The sequence below is a fragment of the Mycobacterium riyadhense genome (assembly GCF_963853645.1).
Lineage (GTDB): Bacteria > Actinomycetota > Actinomycetes > Mycobacteriales > Mycobacteriaceae > Mycobacterium > Mycobacterium riyadhense.
This window is the reverse complement of record NZ_OY970456.1, coordinates 2,041,678-2,062,577: the sequence shown is the minus strand read 5'-3', so window position 1 is coordinate 2,062,577 and position 20,900 is coordinate 2,041,678. Positions and strand designations below refer to the sequence as shown.

The 20,900-nt window shown below is 64.4% G+C and carries 21 protein-coding genes and 3 pseudogenes; 5 read left to right on the top strand and 19 right to left on the bottom strand.

Translation table 11 applies throughout. The features are described 5' to 3' along the window. Positions 1-20: 20 nt before the first annotated feature. From pspM to pgsA, 4 genes are all read right to left on the bottom strand, one after another. On the bottom strand, positions 21-836 hold the full coding sequence (pspM, locus tag AADZ78_RS09320) for a phage shock envelope stress response protein PspM (RefSeq protein ID WP_085248637.1): 816 nt from the start codon (positions 834-836) through the stop codon (positions 21-23). Positions 837-841: 5 nt separating this feature from the next. Further along, positions 842-1,666 (bottom strand): phage shock protein PspA, encoded by an 825-nt coding sequence (gene pspA / locus AADZ78_RS09315; RefSeq protein WP_085248635.1) that lies wholly within the window; start codon positions 1,664-1,666, stop codon positions 842-844. 116 nt (positions 1,667-1,782) lie between these two features. After that, positions 1,783-2,094, bottom strand: a complete 312-nt coding sequence (gene clgR / locus AADZ78_RS09310; protein WP_085248885.1) for a transcriptional regulator ClgR — start codon at positions 2,092-2,094, stop codon at positions 1,783-1,785. 85 nt (positions 2,095-2,179) lie between these two features. Continuing rightward, positions 2,180-2,776, bottom strand: a complete 597-nt coding sequence (gene pgsA, locus AADZ78_RS09305; RefSeq protein ID WP_204080642.1) for a CDP-diacylglycerol--glycerol-3-phosphate 3-phosphatidyltransferase — start codon at positions 2,774-2,776, stop codon at positions 2,180-2,182. Positions 2,777-2,836: 60 nt separating this feature from the next. On the opposite strand from pgsA, the gene AADZ78_RS09300 reads away from it, so the two are divergent. Continuing rightward, on the top strand, positions 2,837-3,352 hold the full coding sequence (locus AADZ78_RS09300) for an amino-acid N-acetyltransferase (protein WP_139828479.1): 516 nt from the start codon (positions 2,837-2,839) through the stop codon (positions 3,350-3,352). Between the two features lie 66 nt (positions 3,353-3,418). Here AADZ78_RS09300 and AADZ78_RS09295 read toward each other — a convergent pair whose 3' ends face one another. Further along, positions 3,419-5,923, bottom strand: a complete 2,505-nt coding sequence (locus tag AADZ78_RS09295) for an FtsK/SpoIIIE family DNA translocase (protein WP_085248629.1) — start codon at positions 5,921-5,923, stop codon at positions 3,419-3,421. Between the two features lie 131 nt (positions 5,924-6,054). Here AADZ78_RS09295 and AADZ78_RS09290 point away from each other — a divergent pair, with 131 nt between their 5' ends. From AADZ78_RS09290 to AADZ78_RS09280, 3 genes are read left to right on the top strand one after another with little or no spacing between them, the layout of a single operon-like run. Beyond that, on the top strand, positions 6,055-6,369 hold the full coding sequence (locus AADZ78_RS09290) for a putative quinol monooxygenase (RefSeq protein ID WP_085248627.1): 315 nt from the start codon (positions 6,055-6,057) through the stop codon (positions 6,367-6,369). Continuing rightward, complete coding sequence (locus AADZ78_RS09285; protein ID WP_139828477.1) at positions 6,366-7,190, top strand: mycofactocin-coupled SDR family oxidoreductase; 825 nt, start codon at positions 6,366-6,368, stop codon at positions 7,188-7,190. Before AADZ78_RS09290 ends, AADZ78_RS09285 begins: the two co-directional genes overlap by 4 nt. A 3-nt stretch (positions 7,191-7,193) precedes the next feature. Continuing rightward, positions 7,194-8,066, top strand: coding sequence for a class I SAM-dependent methyltransferase (locus tag AADZ78_RS09280; RefSeq protein WP_085248623.1), 873 nt, complete (start codon positions 7,194-7,196; stop codon positions 8,064-8,066). On the opposite strand, the gene AADZ78_RS09275 is transcribed toward AADZ78_RS09280, so the two are convergent. The 3 genes from AADZ78_RS09275 to thyX form a co-directional block, all read right to left on the bottom strand. Beyond that, a complete protein-coding gene (locus tag AADZ78_RS09275; RefSeq protein WP_085248621.1) occupies positions 8,063-9,739 on the bottom strand; it encodes a ribonuclease J in 1,677 nt (558 codons plus the stop codon). The two genes, AADZ78_RS09280 and AADZ78_RS09275, sit on opposite strands and share 4 nt — an antisense overlap. 7 nt (positions 9,740-9,746) lie before the next feature. Next, positions 9,747-10,649 carry a 4-hydroxy-tetrahydrodipicolinate synthase gene (gene dapA / locus AADZ78_RS09270; RefSeq protein WP_085248619.1) on the bottom strand — a complete coding sequence of 301 codons (903 nt, stop codon included), beginning with the start codon at positions 10,647-10,649 and terminating at the stop codon, positions 9,747-9,749. Positions 10,650-10,749: 100 nt separating this feature from the next. Then, positions 10,750-11,502, bottom strand: a complete 753-nt coding sequence (gene thyX / locus AADZ78_RS09265) for an FAD-dependent thymidylate synthase (RefSeq protein ID WP_085248884.1) — start codon at positions 11,500-11,502, stop codon at positions 10,750-10,752. A 120-nt stretch (positions 11,503-11,622) separates the two neighbouring features. Between thyX and AADZ78_RS09260 the strand changes: the two genes are divergently transcribed. Continuing rightward, complete coding sequence (locus AADZ78_RS09260) at positions 11,623-12,162, top strand: hypothetical protein (RefSeq protein ID WP_139828476.1); 540 nt, start codon at positions 11,623-11,625, stop codon at positions 12,160-12,162. On the opposite strand, the gene AADZ78_RS09255 is transcribed toward AADZ78_RS09260, so the two are convergent. The 11 genes and pseudogenes from AADZ78_RS09255 to AADZ78_RS09205 form a co-directional block, all read right to left on the bottom strand. Next, on the bottom strand, positions 12,159-12,773 hold the full coding sequence (locus AADZ78_RS09255) for a hypothetical protein (RefSeq protein ID WP_085248615.1): 615 nt from the start codon (positions 12,771-12,773) through the stop codon (positions 12,159-12,161). The genes AADZ78_RS09260 and AADZ78_RS09255 overlap by 4 nt on opposite strands. Before the next feature lie 341 nt (positions 12,774-13,114). Next, positions 13,115-13,724, bottom strand: a pseudogene (locus tag AADZ78_RS09250) (hypothetical protein); the annotation flags it as partial. A 2-nt stretch (positions 13,725-13,726) separates the two neighbouring features. Further along, on the bottom strand, positions 13,727-14,026 hold the full coding sequence (locus tag AADZ78_RS09245; RefSeq protein WP_085248613.1) for a hypothetical protein: 300 nt from the start codon (positions 14,024-14,026) through the stop codon (positions 13,727-13,729). A 92-nt stretch (positions 14,027-14,118) separates the two neighbouring features. Then, positions 14,119-14,516: pseudogene (locus AADZ78_RS09240) on the bottom strand (type I restriction enzyme endonuclease domain-containing protein); the annotation flags it as partial. 332 nt (positions 14,517-14,848) lie between these two features. Further along, positions 14,849-16,423, bottom strand: a complete 1,575-nt coding sequence (locus AADZ78_RS09235; protein WP_085248611.1) for a type I restriction-modification system subunit M — start codon at positions 16,421-16,423, stop codon at positions 14,849-14,851. Between the two features lie 192 nt (positions 16,424-16,615). Continuing rightward, positions 16,616-17,011, bottom strand: a complete 396-nt coding sequence (locus tag AADZ78_RS09230) for a type II toxin-antitoxin system VapC family toxin (protein ID WP_085248609.1) — start codon at positions 17,009-17,011, stop codon at positions 16,616-16,618. Next, on the bottom strand, positions 17,008-17,277 hold the full coding sequence (locus AADZ78_RS09225; RefSeq protein ID WP_085248883.1) for a type II toxin-antitoxin system VapB family antitoxin: 270 nt from the start codon (positions 17,275-17,277) through the stop codon (positions 17,008-17,010). The genes AADZ78_RS09230 and AADZ78_RS09225 overlap by 4 nt, the downstream gene beginning before the upstream one ends. An 81-nt stretch (positions 17,278-17,358) precedes the next feature. Next, positions 17,359-18,405, bottom strand: a pseudogene (locus AADZ78_RS09220) (restriction endonuclease subunit S); the annotation flags it as partial. After that, positions 18,405-19,619, bottom strand: a complete 1,215-nt coding sequence (locus AADZ78_RS09215; protein ID WP_085248607.1) for a winged helix-turn-helix domain-containing protein — start codon at positions 19,617-19,619, stop codon at positions 18,405-18,407. The gene AADZ78_RS09215 and the pseudogene AADZ78_RS09220, both read right to left, overlap by 1 nt. Continuing rightward, a complete protein-coding gene (locus AADZ78_RS09210) occupies positions 19,616-20,101 on the bottom strand; it encodes a dihydrofolate reductase (protein ID WP_085248605.1) in 486 nt (161 codons plus the stop codon). The genes AADZ78_RS09215 and AADZ78_RS09210 overlap by 4 nt, the downstream gene beginning before the upstream one ends. Then, a complete protein-coding gene (locus AADZ78_RS09205) occupies positions 20,098-20,898 on the bottom strand; it encodes a thymidylate synthase (protein WP_085248603.1) in 801 nt (266 codons plus the stop codon). The genes AADZ78_RS09210 and AADZ78_RS09205 overlap by 4 nt, the downstream gene beginning before the upstream one ends. Positions 20,899-20,900: the final 2 nt, after the last annotated feature.

The following is a 20,900-nucleotide window of genomic DNA, read 5'->3' as shown; positions in this document are numbered from 1 at the left end:
GCGTCACTATCGGGCCTTCCCTAGATGGCCCTCGGTAACCCGCCGAGGTCGTCGAACGCCTGCGCCCAACCCATCAACCGATCGGTCGCGCCGACCAGCTCCTCGCGGTAGCGCTGTTGCGCGGCGCCCGCCAAACCGTCGCCGTTGGCCGACGACACCAATTGCGCTGCGGCGGTAACCATTTCGTTGTACTGACGGACGCCTGCCCCCAATTGGGCGGTGTAGGCGTTGATAGTCGGCACCAGATACTCACGCGATGATTCGGTGTGGTGCGCGGCCCGTTCCATCGACACCACTTCGGTCGCGGTGGCCGCCATGGCCGCCGACGACCGCTTGGCCGCGTCCGTCAGGTCACGGATTTCGTCGGCGGGCAACATGGCGCTGCGCTCGATGACGCCCAGCAACGAGAAAAACCCTCGTTCGGAAGCGCCCAACGCGTACATCGCGGGTCGCGCGGCCGAACCCGGTGGTGGCAGCCGGCGGGTAGTGGTCGGCCGCTGCGCAGGCAGCGGTTCTGATTTCAGCCAGTAATAGCGGAAGAACAGCAAGGTCGCGGGAATCACCATGGCGACCGCGACGGCACCGGTGATCTGCAGCAGCAAGGCAAACCAGCCCCAGGCCGCCAGGCCCGCCGTCACCAACGCCCAGAACGCGACCCCCGCGGTGAATATCCATGCCCACCGCAGCGCGCGCCGGCGGCGACGGAGCTGTCGCGCCCGCGGATCGGTCGCGGCGCTGATCTTCTGGGCAACTAAGTCGGACAGGTCGGCGGCGCTGTCAAATCCACGCTGCAGTAGCGAACGCCACTGCCCGCGCTGATATGACTTCACCGCCATATGACCTACTGACCGAACGGCTTCTCGGCAGCCCCACCGGTCTCGGTGGCCGGCGCCGGCGTGGCCGGGCTGCCTCCGGGAGCGGCAGCGCCGCCGGCTGGCAGCGCTTCGCCGCGCATCGACGCCCGGATCTGCTCCAGCCGAGAATGCCCGGCCATCTGCACGCCGGCCTGCTGGACCTCGAGCATGCGGCCTTGGACCGAGCTTTGTGCGAGTTCGGCCTGTCCCAACGCGTTGGCGTAGCGACGTTCGATCTTGTCGCGCACCTCGTCGAGGGTTGGGGTATTGCCCGGCGCCGCAAGCTCACTCATCGACCGCAGCGAGGCGCTGACCTGCTCTTGCATCTTTGCCTGCTCGAGTTGGCTGAGCAGCTTGGTGCGCTCCGCGATCTTCTGCTGCAGCACCATGGCGTTCTGTTCGACGGCCTTCTTGGCCTGGGCCGCCGCCTGCAGGGCCTGGTCATGCAGCGCCTTGAGGTCTTCGACGCTCTGTTCGGCGGTCACTAGCTGGGCGGCGAACGCTTCGGCGGCGTTGTTGTACTCCGTCGCCTTGGCGGTGTCTCCGGCGGCGGTGGCTTGGTCGACCAACGTCAGCGCCTGACGGACGTTAACCTGTAGCTTTTCGATGTCAGCCAGCTGCCGATTGAGCCGCATCTCCAGCTGCCGCTGGTTGCCGATCACCTGCGCCGCCTGTTGGGTCAGCGCCTGATGGGTGCGCTGCGCTTCCTCAATGGCCTGCTGAATCTGCACTTTGGGGTCGGCGTGCTCGTCAATCTTGGAGCTGAACAGCGCCATGAGGTACTTCCACGCCTTAACGAACGGATTGGCCATCAGTTAGCTCCGCCTTCGCTTCTTTGTGCTGGATGGACACATGACCCTGTCGCTCAATTTAACGGTTCAGCGCGATTCTCCCCACCCATGGTGCTTATCTGGTCGAGACGGGACGCTCAGGCCACCGCCAGAGATGCGACCGGGGGGATGACGACCTTAGTGCTGGCATCAATAGTGGTACCGGCCACGCGCTCCGAACGCGCCATCCGTTCTGCTGCATCGGTGAGCATCTGTGACAACGGGACCTGTAATGCGTCGCAAATCGCATTGAGCAGCTCGCTGGAGGGCTCCTTGCGGCCACGCTCGACCTCCGACAGATAACCGAGGCTCACCCGCGCTGAATCCGACACCTCGCGCAGCGTCCGGCCCTGCGAAGTCCTGGCTCCGCGCAGCACGTCGCCGATGACCTCGCGCACCAATGACGCCATCGTGGTCTCCTTCGTCCGGTCATACCTGTTCGGCACCCCAACGTCTTAGATCAACGCCGGCACCGGTGGGTTGGTTCCCGCTCGATCAAGATCCTCGACTAGACCAGCGAACTTCCCTGACGGTCGATGCAACATAGTCGACCCCGGTGACCACGGTCAGCACGATCGCGGCAACCATCACTACCTCTGCCGACACGTGCAGCGGACCCGAAAGCGGCAACACGAACAACCCTATCGCCACCGCCTGGATCACGGTTTTGAGTTTGCCGCCCCAACTGGCGGGAATTACGCCCCGGCGGATAACGGCCAACCGCAACACGGTCACCCCGAGTTCGCGGCTCATGATCAGCACAGTGACCCACCAGGGCAAGTCACCCAGCATCGACAACCCGATCAATGCCGACCCGATCAGCGTCTTGTCCGCGATCGGATCGATAAACGCACCGAATTCGGTCGCCATTCCATAGTTGCGGGCCAGCAGGCCGTCGAATCGATCGGTAATGCAGGCAGCCGCAAATATCGCCCACGCCACAATGCGGGCCGTGGAGTGGTGACCGCCCCCGTAGAACAAGGCGAGCAGAAAAAGCGGAACCATCAGCAGCCGCAACAGCGTCAGGATATTGGCGAGGTTGGCGATACGGGCGCGGCTTGTCAATTGACCTGTTTCAGTCTGCCCCGACACGGCAACAGAATAACGGGTTGACCAGCTCATGCGACCCCTTGACGTCGATACTGTTCACACGTGAGCGAAAGTCCTCGGGATTACCGGCCGATGGTCCGGCGCGCGCGAACATCTGATGTGCCCGCGATCAAACAACTCGTCGACACCTATGCGGGAAAGATCCTGTTGGAAAAGAATCTCGTGACGCTCTATGAAGCCGTCCAGGAATTCTGGGTCGCCGAACACGACGGCAAAGTGGTCGGTTGTGGAGCACTGCACGTGTTGTGGTCCGACCTCGGCGAAATCCGCACCGTGGCGGTCGACCCCGCGATGACCGGCCACGGTATTGGCCACGCGATCGTCAGAAGGCTGCTCGACGTCGCCCGCGAGTTGCAGCTAGAGCGGCTGTTTGTGCTGACCTTCGAAACCGAATTCTTCAGTCGGCACGGGTTCACCGAGATCGAGGGCACCCCGGTCACCGCGGAGGTGTTCGAGGAGATGTGCCGCTCGTATGACATCGGAGTCGCCGAATTCCTGGATTTGAGCTACGTCAAGCCGAACATCCTGGGCAACTCCCGGATGCTGCTGGTGCTTTGACCCCGCGAGCAGACACAAAAGCCCCCATTTCGGCACGAAATTGGGGGCTTTTGTGTCTGCTCGGCGTTACTCGGGCTCGTCCCCCGAGCTGCCGGCACCGCCGCGGATCAACGCCAGCGTTCCTGCCAGCTCGTCGGGCTTGATCAAAACCTCGCGCGCCTTGGACCCCTCCGACGGCCCCACGATGCCGCGGGTCTCCATCAGATCCATCAGACGGCCCGCTTTGGCGAAACCCACCCGAAGCTTGCGCTGCAGCATCGAAGTGGAGCCGAACTGACTGGACACCACCAGTTCCACGGCCTGCAGGAAGACGTCCATGTCGTCGCCGATGTCCGGGTCGACGTCGGTGCGTTCCCCGGTGGGCTTGGCGGTGGTGACGCCCTCGGTGTACTCGGGTTCGGCCTGGTCCTTGCAGGCGGTGACGACGGCGTGAATCTCGTCGTCGGTGATGTAGGCGCCCTGCAGCCGGATCGGTTTGCTGGCACCCATCGGCAGGAACAGCCCGTCACCCATCCCGATCAGCTTTTCCGCGCCCGCCTGATCCAGGATGACCCGGCTATCGGTGAGCGACGACGTCGCAAACGCCAGCCGGGACGGCACGTTGGTCTTGATGAGCCCGGTCACCACGTCCACCGACGGGCGCTGGGTGGCCAGCACCAAATGGATGCCGGCGGCGCGAGCCTTTTGGGTGATCCGCACGATGGCGTCCTCGACGTCGCGCGGCGCGGTCATCATGAGATCGGCCAATTCGTCGACGATCGCGACGACGTACGGATAGGGCCGGTACTCGCGCTGGCTGCCCAATGGCGCGGTGATGGCACCGGATCGCACCTTCTCGTTGAAGTCGTCGATATGGCGCACCCGGGACGCCTGCATGTCCTGGTAGCGCTGCTCCATCTCGTCGACCAGCCAGGCCAGTGCGGCCGCCGCCTTCTTCGGCTGGGTGATGATCGGCGTGATCAGATGCGGAATGCCTTCGTACGGCGTCAGTTCCACCATCTTGGGGTCGATCAGAATCATCCTGACCTCTTCCGGGGTGGCCCGGGTCAACAGCGAAATCAGCATGGAGTTGACGAAGCTGGACTTGCCCGATCCGGTGGACCCGGCGACCAGCAGGTGCGGCATCTTGGCCAGGTTGGCCGAGATGAAGTCGCCTTCGATGTCCTTGCCCAGCCCGATCACCAGGGGATGGTGGTCGCGGCGGGTGCTCGGTGCGGTGAGCACGTCGGCCAACCGCACCATTTCCCGGTCGGTGTTGGGTACCTCGATGCCGACGGCCGACTTGCCGGGAATCGGGGCGAGCATGCGAACGCTCTCGGTTGCGACCGCGTAGGCGATGTTCTTCTGCAGCGCGGTGATCTTCTCCACCTTGACCCCGGGCCCCAGTTCGACCTCGTAGCGGGTGACGGTAGGCCCGCGGGTGCAGCCGGTGACGGCGGCGTCGACCTTGAACTGGGTGAGCACCTCCCCAATGGCGCCGGCCATGTGGTTATTGGCGGCGCTGCGCTTCTTGGGTGGGTCGCCGGCTATGAGCAGGTCCAGCGACGGCAGCGTGTAGGGACCTTCGACGACCCGATCCAGGACCTCGGTCTCCTTGCGAGAGCGGCGGCGAGCGCGCGCGACGGCGGGTTCGGGAATGGTCGGTGCATCGTCCACGCCCGGAGCGGACTGCGCCGACGGCCAGGCCGGTGGCGCATCATTGATGGCCTCGTCGTAGTAGCCGTCGGAAAAGTCTTCACGCGCCACTTCTACGGTGTCCGCGTCGTCACCCTCAAAGTCCTGGTACCCGTCGTACTCGTCGTCGTCGCGCTGGAATATCCGGGTGCCGAACATGCCGCGGAGGGCATCCGGCACCTCGCGGATGGTGATCCCGGTCAGCAGTAACAACCCGAACAGTGCGCCGATGAACAACAGTGGCGCGGCGATCCATGCGGTCAACCCGTCGGAGAGCGGCCCACCGATAGCGAAGCCAACGAAACCCGCTGCGCTGCGGCGCAACTCAGGGGCTTCGGGTGAGCCGGCCCACAAATGGCGCAGGCCGAGAACCGACAGGGTGATCAGGCTGGCGCCAAGGATCAGCCGTGGCCGCGCGTCAGGATTGGGCGGGGTTCGCATCAATGCGACAGCCACGCCGGCGGCAACCAGCGGGAGCAAGACGACAACCGAGCCGACGAACGTGCGCAGCACCATGTCAACCCACGCGCCGACGGGCCGGGCAGCATCGAGCCACGAACTCGCCGCGACAACGACGGCAACTCCCAGCAGCACCAGCGCGATTCCGTCGCGGCGGTGTCCGGGCTCGATGTCGCGGGCTCGCCCGATTGACCGCGCCGCGCTGCCGGTACCCTTGGCCGCCATCATCCAGGTCGCGCGCATGGCCCGGCCGCAGGTCAGTCCGGCGGCGACCAGCACGGATCGATTGCGGCGCCGAGCGGGCCTGCTGGGGCGTTTGACGGGCTGGCTCGCGCGCTTTCGGGGTGCACTTGATCGTCCACTTCGCGATGCACCCCGCGAACTGGCCTTTGACCTGCTCGTTCGGGTTCCAGAGCGCGCGACGGTCTTACTAGCCATGCCCGCAAGCCTAGTCGCAAGTACATCATCTGCACCACCCGCCACACTGGTAACGAAGGTACGCGCGTCTCGTCACCGCCGAAGCGTGAGTAGGGTGAAAAAATCACCCCGGCATACCCAGGAGGCCCTGCATGCCCGTCGTCGTTGTCGCCACCCTGACCGTCAAGCCGGAGTCGGTCGATACCGTCCGCGACATCCTGACCAGCGCGGTCGAAGAGGTGCACGGCGAACCTGGCTGCGAGCTGTACTCGCTGCACCAAAACGGCGAAACCTTCGTCTTCGTCGAGCAATGGGCCGATGAGGAAGCGCTGAAGGTGCATAGCACCGCCCCCGCGGTCGCCAAGATGTTTACCGCGGCCCGCGAGCACCTAGCCGGACAACCCGACATCAAGATGCTGCAGCCGATTCCCGCCGGCGACTCCAGCAAAGGACGGCTTCGCGTTTGATGGTTCGGCCACTGGAAGGCCGAGTTGCCTTCATTACCGGCGCCGCGCGCGGCCAGGGCCGCGCCCACGCGGTGCGGCTCGCAGCCGACGGCGCAAACGTGATCGCGGTCGACGTGTGCGAGCAGATCGCCAGCGTGCCCTATCCCTTGGGCACCGCTGACGATCTGGCGGAAACCGTGAAGCTGGTCGAGGATACCGGCGCCCGCATCGTGGCAAGACAGGCCGACGTCCGTGACCGCGCTTCGCTGTCGGCCGCTGTGCAGGCGGGGCTTGATGAGTTCGGCCGGCTCGACATTGTCGTGGCCAACGCGGGTATCGCGCCCATGCAGTCCGGCGACGACGGCTGGCGCGACGTCATCGACGTCAACCTCACCGGCGTGTACCACACCGTTGAGGTCGCCATATCGACGATGGTCGACCAGGGTACCGGCGGGTCGATTGTGCTGATCAGTTCGGCCGCGGGACTGGCCGGCATCGGCAGCGCCGATGCCGGCTCCATCGGCTACACCGCCGCCAAGCACGGGCTGGTCGGATTGATGCGCGTGTACGCCAATCTGCTTGCACAGCACAACATCCGGGTCAATTCGATACATCCGGCTGGTGTCGACACGCCGATGATCAACAACGAGTTCACCCGGCAATGGCTTGCCACCCTGGTCACAGAGTCCGGTTCGCCGCCGGACATGGGCAACGCGCTGCCGGTAGAGATTCTGCAACCCGACGACATCGCCAATGCGGTGGCATGGCTGGTATCCGACCAGGCCCGCTATATTACCGGCATCACCTTGCCGGTCGATGCGGGCTTCGTGAATAAGCGGTAGCTGATGGCCCGAAATCCCGTTGCTCAGACCGCCTTTGGCCCGATGGTGTTGGCGGCCGTCGAACAGAATGAGCCGCCGGACCGGCGGCTGGTGGATGACGATATGGCCGACCTGTTCTTGCCCAGGCCACTGCGCTGGCTCGTCAGCGCCACCCGGCCTGCGGCGCTCAGGCGCCTTTTCATCAGCTCGCTGGAGTGGTCCGGCCCCGGGCTGTGGGCGAATCTAGTCTGCCGCAAGCGCTTTATCGGTGACAAGCTCGCCGAAGCGCTCGACGACATCGACGCCGTCGTCATCCTCGGTGCCGGGTTGGACACCCGCGCCTACCGGCTGACTCGCCAGATCCGCGTCCCGGTCTTCGAGGTAGATCTGCCGGTCAACATCGCTCGCAAGGCCAAGACGGTGCGACGGGTACTGGGCGAGCTGCCGCTGTCGGTTCGACTGGTAGCGGTCGATTTCGAGCACGACGACCTGCTTACCGCACTGGCCGAGCACGGCTACCAAACCGAATACCGGGTCTTCTTCATCTGTGAGGGCGTGACGCAGTACCTCACCGAGCAGGCCGTCCGGCGAACCCTGGAGGGTCTGCGCGCGGCGGCGCCGGGCAGTCGCATCGTGTTCACCTACGTCCGCAAGGACTTCATCGACGGGACGAATCGGTATGGCACCCGGACGCTGTACCGCTCCGTCCGGCAGCGAAGGCAGCTGTGGCACTTCGGGTTAGCGCCCGAAGATGTTGCGGAGTTTGTCGCCGAGTACGGTTGGCGCCTGGTGGAACAGGCTGGGCCCGACGAGCTCGTCGAGCGCTATGTCGAGCCCACCGGGCGCAAACTCAAGGCTTCGCAGATTGAATGGTCCGCGTACGCGGAGAAACGCTAGACCTCGATGACCGTGGGCACGATCATCGGCTGACGCCGGAACGTCTCGCCCACCCACTTGCCGACGGTTCGGCGCACCCCTTGCGCGATCCGGATCGGATCGGTGACGTTGGCGGCCATCAGCTGTTCCATCTCGGCCTCGACCTTGCGGACGGCCGGCTCCAACGCCTTGGGATCCTCGGAGAAGCCACGCGAATGTAGGTGTGGCGCAGCCACCGGACGCCCGGTACCGCGCTTGACCACCACCGTCACCGCGACGAAACCCTCCGACAAGATAAGGCGCTCACCCAGGGTGATGTCGCCGACGTCGCCGGTGATCAAGCCGTCGACAAACATCTTGCCGACCGGCACCGCCCCGCTAATGCGGGCCTTGCCAGCCACCAGGTCGACGCTGACACCGTTCTCGGCCAACAGAATCGACTCCTCCGATACCCCGGTGCTGGCCGCCAGCTTGGCGTTGGCCCGTAGATGCCGCCACGTCCCGTGCACCGGCATGACATGGCGCGGCCGTACCCCGTTGTACAGGAACAGCAACTCTCCGGCGTACGCGTGGCCCGAAACATGCACCCGCGCTTGGGCATTGGTGACAACCCGGGCCCCGATCTTGGACAGCGAGTCGATGACTCCGTAGACCGCTTCCTCGTTGCCGGGAATCAGTGACGACGACAACACGATGAGATCACCCGCTGTCAGGGTGATGCTGCGATGCTCGCCGCGCGACATCCGTGACAACGCCGACATCGGCTCGCCCTGGGTGCCGGTGGTGACCAGCACGACCTTTTCGGGCGGCATCATCTCGGCCGCGGCGATGTCGATGAGGTCGGAATCGGCCACTCGCAGAAAACCTAGCTGGCGAGCAATTCCCATGTTGCGCACCATCGATCGGCCGACGAACGACACCCGACGGCCCAATGCGACTGCGGCATCGATGATCTGCTGTACCCGGTCCACATTGGAGGCGAAACACGCAATGATGACCCGCCCGTCGGCGCCCCGGATCAGCCGGTGCAACGTCGGGCCGACTTCGCTTTCCGATGGCCCGACACCGGGATGCTCGGCGTTGGTCGAGTCGCACAGGAACAAATCCACACCGGCGTCACCGAGCCTGGACATGCCGGGCAGATCGGTGGGGCGACCGTCCAGCGGTAGCTGATCGAGCTTGATATCGCCGGTGAACAAGACCGTGCCCGCGCCGGTGTAGACCGCGATGGCCAACGCATCCGGGACGGAGTGGTTGACGGCGAAATACTCGCACTCGAACACGCCGTGCCTGGTGCTTTGCCCCTCCGCGACTTGGACTAACACCGGTTTGATGCGATGTTCCCGGCATTTCGTGGCGACCAGCGCCAGGGTGAACTTCGAACCGACGATTGGGATGTCGGGCCGAAGCTTGAGCAGGTACGGGATGGCCCCGATGTGGTCCTCGTGCGCATGGGTCAGTACCAGCGCCTCGATGTCGTCGAGCCGGTCTTCGATATGGCGCATGTCCGGCAGGATCAGGTCGACGCCGGGCTCGTCGTGCGTGGGGAACATGACCCCGCAGTCGATGATCAACAGTCGACCCAGATGCTCGAAAACCGTCATGTTACGGCCGATTTCGCTGATACCACCCAGCGCGGTAACCCGCAACCCGCCCGCAGTCAGAGGACCCGGTGGCGCCAGCTCCTCGTTCACTTCTGGCTCACCGGAGCACCGAAGCGGCGCGCATGTCCTCGGCCAGCGCGTCCAGCTGCTTGGGTGTTGCGGCCACCTGAGGCAACCGGGGTACGCCGACGTCGAACCCCTGCAGCAGTAGGCCCGCCTTGGAAAGCGTGACTCCACCCAGCCGGCTCATCGCGTTGTAGAGCGGGCTGACCGCGACGCTGATCTTGCGTGCGGTGGCAATATCCCCAGATTGGAAGGCGGACAACAACTCTCGCAGCTGACCGGCCGCCACGTGAGAGATCACGCTGATGAAGCCGGTGGCGCCCATCGCCAGCCAGGGCAGGTTGAGCGCATCGTCGCCGGAGTAATAGGCCAGCCCGGTGTCGGCGATGATCTGTGCGCCACTTGGCAGGTCGGCTTTAGCGTCCTTGACGCCGACGATGTTGGGATGCGATGCCAGCTTGCGTAACGTGTCGGTCTCGATCGGCACGACTGACCGCCCCGGGATGTCGTAGAGCAGCACCGGCAGCTCGGTCGCGTCGGCGACCGCGGTGAAATGCGCCAACAGCCCGGACTGGGGCGGCCTCGAATAGTACGGGGTGACCACCAGGAGCCCGTGCGCGCCTTCGGCCGCGCAGGCCTTGGCCAGCCGGACGCTGTGGGCGGTGTCGTAGGTGCCGGCGCCGGCGATCACCCGTGCCCGGTCACCTACCGCCGCCAGGACGGCGCGTAACAGCTCCAGTTTCTCGTCATCGGTAGTAGTCGGTGACTCGCCCGTGGTGCCCGAGACGACCAGGCCGTCGCACCCCTGGTCCACCAGGTGATTCGCCAATCGTGCCGCGGCGGCGGTGTCGACGGACCCGTCGGCACCGAACGGGGTCACCATCGCGGTCAGCAGGGTTCCCAGGCGTGCCGGGGCGTCGAATCCGACGGTGCTCACGGTTCCCAAGGTTACCTGGCGCTTTATCCCCGTCGCGAGAGTGCGTGTTTGTCCAGCGACACGCCGCTCGGGCTGTACATCTGCGCACGGTCGCGGCGGGTCAGGCCTCGGTCGCCAAAGGGCTGGTCGCGACCTCGGTCCCGTCGGCGAGGGTGGAAACCTCGAAGTCGGCGAACACCGCGGGCGCGACGTCGACGAGCTGGCGCAGGCACTCGATGGCCAGCCGCCGGATTTCGACGTCGGCGTGTTCGCTGGCGCGCATGGCGATGAAGTGCCGCCAGGCTCGGTAATTGCCGGTCACGACGATGCGGGTTTCGGTGGCATTGGGTAGCACGGCACGAGCGGCCTGGCGGGCCTGCTTGCGGCGCAATACGGCGTTGGGCTGATCGGAGAATTTGGCTTCCAGCTTGGCCAGCAGGTCGGTGTAGGCGGCTCGGCTGGCGTCGGCGGCCTCGGTCAGGATTTGTCGCAGGTGGGGGTCGTCCTCCATACCGGGCGGTATCACGACCTGCGAGTCTTTCTCGGGTACGTACCGCTGCGACAGCTGCGAATACGAGAAATGCCGGTGCCGGATCAGCTCATGAGTGCACGATCGCGAGATGCCGGTGACGTAGAAGGAGACACTGGCATGTTCAAGCACCGAGAAGTGTCCAACGTCGATGATGTGCTTGATGTAGCCGGCGTTGGACGCGGTCTTCGGATTGGGTTTGGACCAGCTCTGATAGCAGGCCCGGCCGGCGAACTCGACAAGCGCTGCACCGCCGTCGGCGTCGGTGGTCCAAGGCACGTCCGGGGGCGCCAAGAAGTCGGTCTTGGCGATCAGTTGCACGCGCAGCGGCGCTGTCTTTGCCACGGCGCTCACCTTACGATGCACAGGGGTAAGCGCCGCGACGAGCTTGGGGAGCGCCCTTCCGGCAGACTCGCACAAAGTGCGCAATGTCTTTGAGCGAGAGTGCATAAGGAGGTGGACACGGTGAGTGAGGCAGGCCGTCTTGAGGCCGGTGCCACACCAGTGGAGGACCAACTGGTCTACGAGGGTGAGGTGTTCATCAACTTCCGGACCAGCCGGCAATGGGTGTCGATCAAGTTGTTCGCGTTGCCGGCCAACACCGACGACCACACGGTGTTGGCGTTGTTGACACACCATGTGCGCTACCGCGACAGCTATGCCGGCACCGGTGACAAGGACGTGGAAACCATTCACGGCCCATACCGGTTGAACGCCATCACCCCGGAGGTGTTTGACACGGTGTCAGCTGCCGACGCCGAAGCATTGATACGAACCTGGGCCGACTATGACGCGCCGATGACCGATGCCCGCCGGCAAGAAATGGAGCACGAGTTATATCCGCGGATCCGCAACGCAACCAGCCGCTACCAATTGGCCGACTTGCGCGACACCGCCGAACACGACTGGGGCTCGTCGGTAGGCTCAGACACCGGCTTTCATGAGTTCGTGTTGATCGACCGCCACACCGGCAGTGTGGCCTTGGTGGTGGCCAGCGACGACTAGCCAGCGCGGTGCTCGTTGCCGAGCGTGGTGACAAACACCAGATATACCGCGTCACTCATTCGGGCGATGTCTTCAGCCAGCCGAGTGAGGCATTGGGAGTCGACGAAGATGCTGTGCACATAGAGCCGGCCCGCGTGCCGCTGATAGGACCCAGCCAAGTAGTTGCTTTGCTGCACCCATACACGTCGGTCACCAATGACGGCGATGCCGCTGCTGCGCAGCGCCGCCGCGTGTTGCGTCGGCGGGATGGGCAACACCTTGGTTGTGATGTCGGTGGCGTCCAGAGCGCGTAGCGTGCCAGAGGCGTTACTGAACACGTCTCCGAACATGAGCCGTCCCGTGTAGCCGAATACACTGATGGTCTCGGTAGCTTCCCAGCCATCGTCATCCCGCGGCCCGCACACCGCTATGCGCGCCAATGGCACCCGTGAGTTGTCGGCAATCTCGACCAGCATCCAGCCCTGCGGGACGCCCAATCGCTGCAGCCATTCCGGCACGTGGACACCAGCAATTGCGCCCGCATCCTCGACGTATTCATCTTCGATGAGCAAATCCGCGAGTGACGACGCTGCCAAAGGATGCCCTTGCGACGGCGGAGGCGACGTGGTCATGGGGCCGGCGCCTGCCCGCCTTGCCCACCGATCCCAAAAGTCCGCCCACGAGAACTCCCCCGATCACCAACCATGCGAATGTCTTCTTGCCTGCCTCGCCGAGGTCGTGGCCGATCTCAGGCCACCATGAGGCGCCCGGTGGCGCGGGGAAACCCTCCCGAGGCGGGCAAATCTCCGACGGCGCCCTTGGTGAGCCATTTATAGAACTTTCGGATCTCATCAGGTGTGTCCAACTCCCGATGCGGGTCATTCTTGCCTCGCCGCAATTGCCGCAACGCATCTCGGACATCGTCAATTGTCCGTGGCGCCGGCCGGTTGTCCCACGGCGAATCGGTGCCCGAACCAGGTGGTGGTGGGTCTTGTTTCCAGTGGTGGTCGACGGCGCGCACCCGGCCGTCGTTGGGCGGGGTGTCGGGTGTGGGGCTTGGCGGGAAAGTGGTGCGGATTCCGGCCACCGCAACGGTGACCTTGCCGGCGACTTGCTGATCGAGCCCGACGAGTTGGGCGGCGCGCTGGCGGATATCACCGGCGAAGGCTTGTGCTTGGGCAGCCCGGGCGGCCCGCTGCGCGACTGACCCACCGCTGGAGCGGTCGGTGACCGAAAGGTCTTCACCCACATCGAATCCCGCCGCGCGGGCATCCTCGACCGCGTAGCGGACACGTGAGCGCGCCGCATACAAATCTGAAGCCCCACTCCGAGCAACTTTGGCCGCCTCGTGCAACTGATCGGCCACCGCGCTGGCTGTAAGCATGTCGGCGTGCGTCGCGCTGCGCAGCGCGTCGGCGGCCTCGCCTTGCCAATCCACCGATAGCGAGTCCCGCCAGACCTGGTTGGCCACCCCGTAGCTGCGCTCGCCGATGACCCTCCAAATAGTCGGCCGCCTCCGTCAAATGTTCAGTCGGCCAGGCCAACAGCTGCGAGAGGTTAGGAAACGCTGCGACCACTAACATCGCTATAAGCCAATCACCGGATGGGCAATAGCGGCCAGCACGTTCGCGGAGTGGGTCTCGTTGCCTATGTAGCGGGTGTCGGCTTCGGCGACGCGTGTGGCGCGGGCGCCCACCCGTGCCGTCAGCGCGGCTGTGAAAGCTGTGACGTCGGCGTGAGCGGCGTCGATTGCGGCTGCACTAGCCTGACACGACGAACCCAGCCCCGCAGGAGCCGCCGTTCCGCTCAATTCGCCCACCGAAGCGGCCCACCGGGCGACCATCGCCTGCAAACCGGCGGTGTCGACTCGCAGTGGCTGCTGCATCGGCGGAAGTGTAGTCAGGCTCGCCACTCGCCCGCCAGCCACCACGGCCGCCCCCGCATGCATCGTGTGATTCGTGTGCCATCAGCAGGTGGTTAGAGGGCCGCTTCCCGCTGTTTGTGCGGCGGGTACTTGTACTTGACCAGCAGGCGTTTGATCGACGAACGGAGCCTGGCTCGTACGTCGTCGCATACTGTCCTGTCCGTTTTCGTGTCTCGCTGCATAACTACGACGAGTTCACGCGCAATCTGAGCGAGCACGTCCTCGCCCTGTAGTTCAACGGCTGATTCGTGGGCGGCCACCGCATCGCAAAATGCCAATTCGTTCTGGGATAGCGGCGGCTGAAAAGCTTGCCCCGGTTTCCTTCAGCAGCAACCTCTTTCGCCATCTCGATCAGTTCGGCAATGACCTCGGCCGAGGCAAGTTGCGGGTCGGTGTAACGCCGCATCAGATCGCCGATCCGTTCGGAAAAGGCACGCTGGCGCACTAGGTTCAGTCGCACGCGCGGCGGCGCGGTCTCAGCCACGGCGCGCACCTTATCGGGCCGAGTCTGTATCGGTGGCGTCGAGACTGCACACAGCGCGAGTCCCGAGCCAGATCGAGCGCGCTCAACGCAGGCTGGCAGGACTGCTGCGAGTCTGCTGACTTCGTCATCATTTGGGGGCGGCGCGCCTCACGGCGCTCGTCGGCGCTGATGTTAAGTCAGACCCGGAGGTCGACAATGAGAGGTCGCCCCGCCGTAGTCAAGGTTGCCAGCCGAGCATCCTTAGCGGCAAGCCCTCGGTGTGTGGGTGCGGTGCGGGCGGCGACGCAAGGCCGCCGAGGTCATCCATCGAGCCGCTCGAGCTGCTCCCGCACAACCTTTTCGAGCCGAGCGGATTCGTCGAACGCCTTCAGCAGCTCCTCGGTCAGCCGCGAGATCTTCTCATCGATTGGCTCCCCGTCATCCTCAACCTCGGGTACCCGGACATAGCGCCCCGGCGTCAGCGCGTAGTCGGCAGCCCTGATCTCCGCAAGCACCGCCGATTTACAAAACCCCGGAATGTCGTTGTAAGTGATCCCTTTGGCAGCAGCCGACTTTGAGCCACGCCATGCATGATATGTATCGCCAATGCGGACAATCTCGTCGTTACTCAGCCCACGCTGAGCGCGGTCCACCATATAGCCAAGCTCACGGGCGTCGATGAAGAGCACCTGCCCCGACCGGTCGCTGGATCCCTGCTTTCCAGCCGCCTTGTCTTTGGCAATAAACCACAGGCACACCGGGATTCCGGTGCTGCGAAACAGCTGGGTGGGCAGCGCAACCATGCATGACACCAGATCAGCCTCGACGATCTGGGCGCGAATAGCGCCCTCGCCGTTCGACTTCGACGACATTGAACCATTCGCCATCACGACACCCGCCGCGCCTCCCGGCGCAAGCTTGGACAGAATGTGCTGAATCCATGCATAGTTCGCGTTGTTGGCGGGCGGCACACCAAAGCGCCACCGTGGGTCTTCCTCGTTACGGGCCCAGTCTTTGATGTTGAACGGCGGATTGGCCATCACGAAGTCCATCTGCACGTCCGGATGCTCGTCGCGTGCGAATGTGTCACCCCAGCGATCGCCCAGTCCCTTGTTGTCGATGCCGTGGATGGCCAGGTTCATCTTCGCCATCCGCCAGGTCTCCTCGATGCTCTCCTGGCCATAGATGGAGATGTCCTTCGGGTCCCCGTCGTGCTCGTGGATGAACTTCTCGGTCTGGACAAACATGCCGCCCGAGCCGCAGCACGGGTCATACACCCGGCCGCGTGACGGCTCCAAAACCTCCACGAGCACCTTGACCACACTGGGCGGTGTGAAGAACTCGCCGCCCCGCTTTCCTTCCGCGCGTGCGAAATTGCCGAGGAAGTACTCGTAGACCTCCCCCATCAGGTCCCGCGCGCTGTGCTCACCCTGCCGACTGAAGCGGGCGCTGTTGAACAGGTCGATCAGGTCACCGAGTCGGCGTTGGTCAATGTTGTCCTTGTTGTACAGCCGCGGCAACGTTCCGCCGAGTGTCGGATTGGACTTCATCACTGAGTCCATGGCCTCGTTGATGAGCTGACCGATGTTCTTCGCCAGCTCACCACCAGCCGCAGGTCTACCTTTTGCGTTGTCCGCCAAGAACTTCCAGCGCGCGTTTGGCGGCACCACGAATACCCCGTGCATCCCATCGGCCGCAGGCTCCGCACGAATCGCCTCGCGACGTTCGTCGTACGCATCGGAGACGTACTTGAGAAACACCAAGCCAAGGATCACGTCCTTGTATTGACTGGCCGACAGCGACCCGCGCAGCTTGTCGGCCGCCTTCCAGAGCGTGTCCTTGAGCTCCTTCATCGTCGACGGTGCCTGCGGCTGCTGCTTTTTCCTCGGAAGCATGCCCGGGGCCTTCCTATCGGTGCCCGGCGACAAAGACGGGCGTAGCGGGTTGTGCGTCGAGCGTTAGAGTGCCCGCAGCGACCCCGTCGATCAACGCCTTGGTCAATCGCGTGCCGCCTCGGCTGCCTCGTTTACGGACGTGGCATCCGATTCTCCGGACGGCCCGGCGGCCGGCGCTGTCGCTGGGGCGGGTCAGATGCAAGCCGGGCGAATATCGGTGTGGGAGAAATCGTCTCCCCGGAAAAGCAAGGGCTCCCCGGTGACATGAGCGAGAGCGTAGCTGTAGCTATCCCCAAGGTTGAGCCGTGCCGAGTGCCCGCTGCCGCGACCGTAGTCTCGAAAAGCCTGTGCCGCTGCGCGTGCTTGGTCAGCATCGAAGGCTTCGATGCGAATTCCGTAGTCGTCCAGCAAACGATCCACCATCCGACTGATCTCCGGTCGGCCCGGCCGTTGCAGGACGGCACATAATTCGACGTAGGTGGGCGCGGAGATTCGGGAGTTCGGCGAATTCACCAGCGCCTCTTTTAGCTCCGGCGCGTCCGTCTCACCGCGCACGATGGCAACGATGGCCGATGTGTCGACAATCACCGTGGCAAACCGTTGTCGTCGTAGAGGTCGACTTCGTTCTGCTGAATCGCGCGCTTGTCGTCGTCGGTGAGGAGTTTGTCGAGTTCCCGCAGAGTCTTTTCCGCCGCAGCGCGCCTGGACTCGGCACGCGCAGTCTCCTCGCGGTCCAATTCCGAGAGGCGGCGCACGACCGCGTCCTCGACCGCGGCGGTCTGGTTGGTGCCGGTACGCGCAGCCAGCTCGCGAATCAGCTCAACTGCCCGTTGATTCTTGATATTCAAGCTCATGGTAGAAGGGTACCCTTTGGTGGGTAGACGATCTGACCCTGCAGATACCGCCATCGCCGTGACGCCTTTCAGCCGGAGCCTGCCGGACGTCAAATCCGGCAGCAATGCGTCGCGAAACCTTGCCATACGTGCGGATTCCGTCCGTCGGCTCTGACACAGAGCCCCCAGGCTCGCCAAGGCCTGCGCCGGTCCGGTAGCCAAACGGCGTATATCGCGCACCGGCACGCCAAGTAGGTCGTCGGGTTGGATCCTTTGGCGGCTACCCGTCATGCCCGCGACCCGCTGCTGGAGTACCGCGAGAACATCGGGCTGTCGTACGGCAGACCAGACGGCCGAAGCGTCGACACCAACCGGCCGCAGTACAACGAACTCTGTACTTGCCAGTGCCATTTCGGATGGGAGGCTCGTGACATTCCAAACACGAGGGATCCTTGGATTCAGCTTGGGGAACAATACACACGGCTCCGATAGAACCAACTTGTTGCTCTTGATGGAGCTGCCCTCAACAAGTTTTGGCTGAGCACCGCCATCGAATGCCGGAAAGCTGAAATGCGCGACGGTATCGTCGAATTCCCGAGGGGGAAGATAAACGGTTGACCTTCTCGCAAAGCTGGACAAAGGAGTGCGATCAGCGACGCGCTCTACGACGGCGAGCATGAGCCTCTCCGCGGCCTCGATGACCCGGTTGTTAGCGGCTATCTTGTCGTCCAGTGCACCAAGAATCTCGCCGACACTTCGACGCTCGGACGCGGCGACAGCCCAGGTCGAGGCATTTCGAAGGACGCTGTGAGTAATCAGGGGCTGTCCCGATCCGCTGCGATATCGATTAAGCCCACAGGTCTGCAGCGCATAGTACCAATATCGCGATTCTTCAGGATTCTTTGCGCGGCAGACGAGCGCGTTATCCGTAACCCACGCATCGCTGCTGCAATAGCGGAGACTACCGCAATACGAACCAACGCGGCCGACTATTATTAGCGGACCGCGCGCATTGTGTTCGGTCGCATACCCGATAACGCCATTGGCGCCATAGACCGGAAAGCGGCCGTTGTGCCCTCGCAGTGGCGACGTACTTCCGTTGGAAAAATCGAGATGATCACTCAGCCTTACCTTCTCGGCACCGCTCATCAGCCGGCCCGCTTAGCTGCCGCATGCAACTCTCCGGCCAGATCACCCCGAGTGGATACGCTGACCCCACCCAATTCCAGCCAGGAAGCCATCGCCTCCAGCTCCCCGGTGAGCGCGTCGGCCACCCGGGCCCGCGGTGCATCGGGCTCGCCGAACGCGCCCAGCACGCGCAGCGTGTTCGCGGCGCGGTCGGCCTTGAGATCCACCCGCGCCACTAGTTGTCCGTCCAGCAGCAGCGGCCACACGTAGTAGCCGTACCGGCGTTTGGCCGCCGGGGTATAGATCTCGATGCGGTATTGAAAGCCGAACAGCCGCTCTACCCGGGGCCGGAAGAAAATCAACGGGTCAAACGGACACAACAACGCGGTGCCGCGATCCAGCCGTGGCACGGTCCGGCCGGCCCGCAGATACGCCGGCGCCGACCAGCCTTCGACGTTCACCCTCTCGATCTCGCCCTTAGCCAGGAGGTCGGCGATGGCCGGTTTGATCTGCTTGGCCGACAGCCGAAAGTAGTCACGGAGGTCGGCCTCGGTACCCACACCCAGCGCGGTGGCGGCGCGCAGTGCGAGCTCGCGGACGGCTTCGTTGTCGTCGACCTGCCGAGCCAGGACTTCGGCCGGCAGCACCCTTTCCACCAGGTCGTAGTGTCTCGCGAAGCCGACGCGGGTGGCGGTGGTGAGCACCCCGGAGGCAAACAGCGCCTCGGCGACCCACTTGGTGTCGCTGCGCCCCCACCAGGGACCCTTTGCGCCGCGTGGCTCGGCCTCGAGACGGGCCTCAATCTGCCCGGCGGTGCTTGGCCCGAGTTCGGCGACGGCGGCGACGATGTCGTCGGCCAGCTGCGGATTGGCCTTGACGATATGGGTGCCCCAGCGGCCGTGCCGGTACTCGCGCATCCGCCAGCGCAGCAGTGGCCAGTCGTCCACGGCCATCAACGCGGCCTCGTGCGCCCAGTACTCGACCAACAGCCGCGTCCTTGACGAGCCCCACGCGGCCCTGTCCAGCACCTCACGGTCATACGACCCGAGCCGACTGAACACCGGCGCGTAGTGGGCACGCACCGCCACCGACACCGAATCCAACTGCAGCACCTGGATGCGCGAGATCAGCCGCTTAAGGTGGGCACGGGTGACGGCGCCGGCCGGTTTGGACTCGGTGAAGCCCTGTGCCGCGACCGCGACCCGACGGGCCTGAGCTGCGGTCAAGGCGCTCATGATCGCCGGTAGCCGTGGAACCGGTAACGCAATCCAGACCGACTGACCAGCCACTCCCCCGTCTCGGCCACCCAGGTTTCGTCGAGCACCGGAGCCAGCGCGTCGTCGTCAACGCGCGGCAGGTCGATGTCGACTTCGGTGACCTCGCACCGGCTGGCCAACGGCAGCGCCAACCGATAGATCTGCGCTCCGCCGATCACCCACGTCTCGGGCCCGGTGAGGGCTTGTTCGAGTGCACCAACCACCTCTGCTCCGTCGGCCATGAAGTCAGTCTGGCGGGTCAGTACGACATTTCGGCGGCCCGGCAGCGGACGAACGCTAGCTGGCAAGGATTCCCAGGTCAGTCGGCCCATAACTACCGTGTGGCCCAATGTGAGCTGTTTGAAGCGGGCTTGGTCTTCGGGCAGTTGCCAGGGAATGCCGCCGGCGCGGCCAATGACACCGGACGTCGACTGAGCCCAGACCAGGCCCACGGTCGTCATACGGCTACAGGGGCTTTGATCGCCGGGTGTGGGTTGTACTTCTTGACCACGATATCGTCGTAGGTGTAGTCGAAGATCGAATCCCTATGCGCGAGAATGAGTTCTGGATACGGACGCGGTTCGCGGGCGAGCTGGAGCCCTACCTGCTCGACGTGGTTGTCGTAGATATGGCAATCCCCGCCGGTCCATACGAACTCGCCGACCGAGAGGCCGGCCTGGGCGGCCATCATGTGGGTGAGCAGCGCGTAGCTGGCGATGTTGAACGGCACACCGAGAAACAGGTCGGCGCTGCGCTGGTAGAGCTGGCAGCTGAGCCGGCCGTCGGCGACATAGAACTGGAAGAATGCGTGGCACGGCGGCAGGGCCATCTGCGGGATCTCTCCGACATTCCAGGCCGACACGATGATCCGCCGAGAATCGGGCTCGGTGCGCAGCAAATCCAGCGCCGCACTGATCTGGTCGATGTGCTCGCCCGACGGGGTCGGCCAGGATCGCCATTGCACACCGTAGATCGGGCCGAGATCTCCTGTGTCACTGGCCCATTCGTCCCAGATGGTGACTCCGTGTTCGTGTAGCCAGCCGACGTTGGAGTCGCCGCGCAGGAACCACAGCAACTCGTAGACGACTGACTTGAAATGTACCTTCTTGGTAGTGAGCAGTGGGAAGCCGGCCGACAGGTCGTAGCGCAGTTGCCGGCCGAACAGGCTGCGGGTTCCGGTACCGGTGCGGTCGGATTTGGCCGCCCCCGTCTCGAGCACCACGCGCAGCAGGTCCTCGTAGGGCGTGGCAATCGGCACGC

Coding starts and splice junctions, on each gene's coding strand:
- pspM (WP_085248637.1), bottom strand. CDS start 836: ATGGCGGTGAAGTCATATCAGCGCGGGCAGTGGCGTTCGCTACTGCAG.
- pspA (WP_085248635.1), bottom strand. CDS start 1,666: ATGGCCAATCCGTTCGTTAAGGCGTGGAAGTACCTCATGGCGCTGTTC.
- clgR (WP_085248885.1), bottom strand. CDS start 2,094: ATGGCGTCATTGGTGCGCGAGGTCATCGGCGACGTGCTGCGCGGAGCC.
- AADZ78_RS09295 (WP_085248629.1), bottom strand. CDS start 5,923: ATGGCTAGTAAGACCGTCGCGCGCTCTGGAACCCGAACGAGCAGGTCA.
- AADZ78_RS09290 (WP_085248627.1), top strand. CDS start 6,055: ATGCCCGTCGTCGTTGTCGCCACCCTGACCGTCAAGCCGGAGTCGGTC.
- AADZ78_RS09280 (WP_085248623.1), top strand. CDS start 7,194: ATGGCCCGAAATCCCGTTGCTCAGACCGCCTTTGGCCCGATGGTGTTG.
- AADZ78_RS09255 (WP_085248615.1), bottom strand. CDS start 12,773: ATGACCACGTCGCCTCCGCCGTCGCAAGGGCATCCTTTGGCAGCGTCG.
- AADZ78_RS09245 (WP_085248613.1), bottom strand. CDS start 14,026: ATGCAGCAGCCACTGCGAGTCGACACCGCCGGTTTGCAGGCGATGGTC.
- AADZ78_RS09235 (WP_085248611.1), bottom strand. CDS start 16,423: ATGCTTCCGAGGAAAAAGCAGCAGCCGCAGGCACCGTCGACGATGAAG.
- AADZ78_RS09225 (WP_085248883.1), bottom strand. CDS start 17,277: ATGAGCTTGAATATCAAGAATCAACGGGCAGTTGAGCTGATTCGCGAG.
- AADZ78_RS09215 (WP_085248607.1), bottom strand. CDS start 19,619: ATGAGCGCCTTGACCGCAGCTCAGGCCCGTCGGGTCGCGGTCGCGGCA.
- AADZ78_RS09210 (WP_085248605.1), bottom strand. CDS start 20,101: ATGACGACCGTGGGCCTGGTCTGGGCTCAGTCGACGTCCGGTGTCATT.